The organism is Microbacterium sp. (assembly GCF_030149085.1).
Taxonomy (GTDB): domain Bacteria; phylum Actinomycetota; class Actinomycetes; order Actinomycetales; family Microbacteriaceae; genus Microbacterium.
Genome location: NZ_JASBSF010000018.1, coordinates 1 through 4,316 on the forward strand (window position 1 = coordinate 1; position 4,316 = coordinate 4,316).

General features: G+C 66.2%; 5 protein-coding genes. 3 read left to right on the forward strand and 2 right to left on the reverse strand.

The features are described 5' to 3' along the window. A partial coding sequence (serB, locus tag Q1V87_RS00680; RefSeq protein WP_300590420.1) for a phosphoserine phosphatase SerB occupies positions 1 to 522 on the reverse strand: 522 nt, incomplete at its 3' end. Further along, positions 519 to 1,766 carry a glucose-1-phosphate adenylyltransferase gene (gene glgC, locus Q1V87_RS00685; RefSeq protein WP_300590421.1) on the reverse strand — a complete coding sequence of 416 codons (1,248 nt, stop codon included), beginning with the start codon at positions 1,764 to 1,766 and terminating at the stop codon, positions 519 to 521. The genes glgC and serB, both read right to left, overlap by 4 nt. A 47-nt stretch (positions 1,767 to 1,813) precedes the next feature. Here glgC and glgA point away from each other — a divergent pair, with 47 nt between their 5' ends. The 3 genes from glgA to Q1V87_RS00700 all read left to right on the forward strand — a co-directional run bounded on the left by glgA (position 1,814) and on the right by Q1V87_RS00700 (position 4,180). After that, positions 1,814 to 3,037 (forward strand): glycogen synthase, encoded by a 1,224-nt coding sequence (glgA, locus tag Q1V87_RS00690; protein ID WP_300590422.1) that lies wholly within the window; start codon positions 1,814 to 1,816, stop codon positions 3,035 to 3,037. Between the two features lie 10 nt (positions 3,038 to 3,047). Beyond that, positions 3,048 to 3,836: an ABC transporter ATP-binding protein gene (locus Q1V87_RS00695; RefSeq protein WP_300590423.1), complete on the forward strand. Its 789-nt coding sequence runs from the start codon at positions 3,048 to 3,050 to the stop codon at positions 3,834 to 3,836. Between the two features lie 86 nt (positions 3,837 to 3,922). After that, positions 3,923 to 4,180 (forward strand): type B 50S ribosomal protein L31, encoded by a 258-nt coding sequence (locus Q1V87_RS00700; RefSeq protein ID WP_292735706.1) that lies wholly within the window; start codon positions 3,923 to 3,925, stop codon positions 4,178 to 4,180. Positions 4,181 to 4,316 lie beyond the last annotated feature (136 nt).

The following is a 4,316-nucleotide window of genomic DNA, read 5'->3' on the forward strand; positions in this document are numbered from 1 at the left end:
GCCGTCGCCCGCGGCGATCGTCCGGGCGATCGGGATGCCGCCGGCCGCCGCCCATTCGGCGAGCGCGACGGCCTTCGCCTCCGCGTCGATGATCGGACCGAGCACGCGCCCGGTGAACCGCCCGCCGTCGATCTCCAGCCGGTTCGCCCGGCAGTGGTCGAGGCCGAGTCGTTCGGCGAGCGGATCGAGGAGCTCATGGAAGCCCCCGGAGACGACGCCGATGCGCCCGCCCGCGGCATGCACGCCCGTGATGAGGCGGTCGAGACCCGGCGTCGGGGTCATCCGCTCCCGCACGCGGGGGAGGATCGAGGCATCCAATCCGGCGAGCGTCGCCACCCGCTCGCGCAGGCTCTCGGCGAAGTCGAGCTCGCCGCGCATCGCCCGTTCAGTGACGGCCGCGACGTGCGCGAGCGTTCCGGCCTCCTCGGCGAGCAGCTCGATCGCCTCCTCACGGATGAGGGTCGAGTCCGCATCGAGCACGACGAGCGGGCCGCGCGAGGCAGCCGGGGCTGCGGCGCTCACGCGCGAGCCCGGATGCGCGAGCCCTTGCCCACGACGGTGATGCCGCTCTCGGTCACGATGAAGCCGCGCGCGAGATCCTGCTGCCGGTCGATGCCCACCTGGGCGCCCTCCTCGACGACGACCTCCTTGTCGAGGATGGCCCGGCGCACCGTGGCACCGCCCTCGATCCGGGCGCGGTCGAAGAGGATCGAGTCCGCCACGTGGGCGCCAGAGCCCACCATCGCCCACGGCCCGATGACGCTGCGCTCGAGGTGCGCACCGGAGATGACCGAACCGAGCGAGACGATCGAGTCGATGACGGTGCCCAGGGCGCCGCGGGCGTCCCTCGTGAACTTCGCCGGAGGCGAGTTGAGCTGCTGGCTGAAGATCGGCCACTCCCGGTTGTAGAGGTTGAACACGGGCAGCACCGAGATGAGGTCCTGGTGCGCCTCGAAGTACGAGTCGATGGTTCCGACGTCGCGCCAGTACGACCGGTCCCGATCCGTAGAGCCCGGAACGTCGTTGAGCTTCATGTCATACACGCTCGCTTCGCCGCGGTCGACGAAATACGGCACGATGTCGCCGCCCATGTCATGGTTCGATGTCGGGATCTCGCCGTCGGCCTCGACGGCCTCGATGAGGGCATCCGTGTCGAAGATGTAGTTACCCATCGACGCCAGCACCTCGTGCGGAGCATCCGCCAAACCGCTCGGATTCTGCGGCTTCTCGAGGAACTCGCGGATCCGCGTCGAACCGGGCTCGACATCGATGACGCCGAACTGGTTCGCCAGGCCGATCGGTTGGCGGATGCCGGCAACAGTCGCCCGCGCGCCCGATGCGATGTGGGCGTCGAGCATCTGGCGGAAGTCCATGCGGTAGACGTGGTCGGCGCCGATGACGATGACGATGTCGGGTTGTTCGTCGATGATGAGGTTCATCGACTGCAAGATCGCATCGGCAGACCCCGAGAACCAGCGCTTGCCCAGCCGCTGTTGGGCAGGCACCGACGTGACGTAGGAGCTCAGCATCGGGGACATCCGCCAGGTCTGGGAGATGTGTCGGTCGAGGCTGTGCGACTTGTACTGCGTGAGCACAACGATCTGCCGAAGCCCCGAATTGATCAGGTTCGAGATTGCGAAGTCGATCAAACGGTACTGACCGCCGAAGGGAACAGCGGGTTTGGCTCGGTCGGCGGTCAGCGGCATCAGCCGCTTGCCCTCTCCACCGGCGAGGACGATTCCAAAGATCTTGGGCGACGTAGCCATACCCCCAACACTATGCCGCCCCACGACCCTGTACTAGCGTTCGACACATGCGCGTCGACATCGTCACCAAGGAGTATCCGCCCGAGATCTATGGAGGCGCAGGCGTCCACGTCGCGGAGCTCGTCAAAGCCCTCCGCGCGCTACCCGCAACCGATGCACCGGGCCATGAGCCGCTCGAGGTTCAGGTGCGTGCGTTCGGCGCTGACCGCGACGAGACTGATACGACGTCCTACGTCACACCCGCGGAGTTGCGTGATGCCAACGCGGCGATTCAGACGATGGGCACCGATCTGCTCATCGTCGATGACGTCGCTGGTGCCGCCGTCGTTCACTCTCACACCTGGTACGCCAACTTCGCCGGGCACATCGCCGGCCTCCTCAACGGCATCCCGCACATCGTCACCGCGCACAGTCTCGAGCCGCTTCGTCCCTGGAAGGCGGAGCAGCTCGGTGGCGGGTATGCGGTCTCGAGCGAAATCGAGCGCACCGCCTACCACGGGGCTGCGGCGATCGTGGCGGTCAGTGAAGGCATGCGTGCCGACATCCTGCGCAGCTACCCCGGCCTCGACCCCGCGACCGTCCGGGTCATCTACAACGGCATCGACACCGAGCAGTGGCATCCGGTCGAGGATGCCGAGACGCTTGCTGCGCTCGGCATCGATCCGACCCGACCCTCCGTCGTCTTTGTCGGGCGCATCACCCGCCAGAAAGGCCTGCCGTACCTCCTTCGCGCAGCCGAGCTCCTCGACCCGGAGGTGCAGCTGATCCTGTGTGCCGGCGCTCCGGATACCCCTGAGATCCTCGCCGAGGTCGAGGGTCTTGTCCGCGGCCTGCAGGAGACTCGGGATGGGGTCGTCTGGATCGACCGACACCTCAGCCGGCACGAGCTGTGCGTAGCGCTGACAGCGGCGACGACCTTCGTGTGCCCCTCGATCTACGAGCCCCTCGGCATCGTGAACCTCGAGGCGATGGCATGCGGAGCAGCCGTCGTCGGCACCGCTACCGGCGGCATCCCGGAAGTCGTGGTCGACGGTGTGACGGGCAGGCTCGTGCCCATCGAGCAGGTCTCGGACGGCACCGGAACGCCACTGGATCCCGAGGCTTTCGTTGCCGACTTGGCCCGCGTTCTGAGCGAGGTCGTGAGCGATCGTGAGGCGGCGAAGGCCTACGGGCAGGCGGGTCGAGAGCGCGCGACGACCGCGTTCAGTTGGCAGCGCATCGCGGAGCAAACCGCCGCGCTGTACGCAGAGGTGATCCGCGGCTCCCGATAGGCTTGACGGCATGGCTCAGGTGCTCGAATTCTCCGACGTCGTCGTTCGCAGAAACGCCCGAGACATCATCGATCACATCGACTGGACCGTGTCCGACGATGAGCGATGGGTCGTCCTCGGCCCCAATGGGGCGGGCAAGACGACTCTGCTCGAGCTGTGTGCATCGCTCCTTCATCCCACCTCTGGTCGCGTGAGCATCCTGGGGGAGCGGATCGGGCGGACCGACGTCTTCGAGTTGCGCCCACGCGTGGGTTTTGCCTCGACATCCATGGCGCGTCGCATCCCGCCGGATGAGACGGTGCTGGATGTCGTGATGACCGCTGCCTATGCGGTCATGGGTCGCTGGCGCGAAGAGTACGACCAGGTCGATATCCGTCGAGCGATGCGAGTCCTTGCCGAGTGGCAACTCGACGATCTCGCAACGCGAACGTTCGGAACACTCTCTGACGGCGAGCAGAAGCGTGTGCAGATCGCTCGGTCGGTCATGACAAACCCCGAACTGCTGCTGCTGGATGAGCCCACCGCGAGCCTGGACCTGGGCTCGCGCGAGGAACTTCTCACACTTCTGAGCGGTTACGCTGCCGAGCCGACGACTCCCGCCATGGTCATGGTCACCCACCACGTGGAAGAGATCCCGGTGGGCTTCACTCACGTGCTGTTGCTCCGCGACGGTGCCGTCGTCGCTGCGGGACCGTTGCGCGAGACTCTGACCGAGGACGCGCTCAGCACGGCGTTCGGGGTGCCGATCGCTCTGCATCAGGAGGCTGGCCGTTACGCGGCGCGAGCGAGGACCTTGTGATCGGCATCCGCACGCGAACCTGGTAGACTCGTCCTTTGGTGCCAGCGCACCGCAGACTTTCTTTCCCTATCTCGGCAAGGAACCCCATGAAGACTGACATTCACCCCGACTACCAGGCTGTCGTGTTCCGCGACCTCGGTTCCGGCGAGACCTTCCTCACGCGTTCGACGGTCAGCAGCGACAAGACGATCGAACTCGACGGCGTGGAGTACCCCGTCATCGACGTCGAAATCTCCTCGGCATCGCACCCGTTCTACACGGGCAAGCAGCGCATTATGGACTCGGCCGGTCGCGTCGAGAAGTTCAACCAGCGCTTCAAGAACTTCGGCGGCTCGAGCAAGTAAGCCCGAATCGCACACGACGAAGACCTCGCTTTCGAGCGGGGTCTTCGTCATTATGGGCCTGCCCGACCAGATGAGGTACGGTCACTAGACTCGTCGGGTGCCCGCCCCGCATCCGTACGCCGCGCTCCTGGACGAG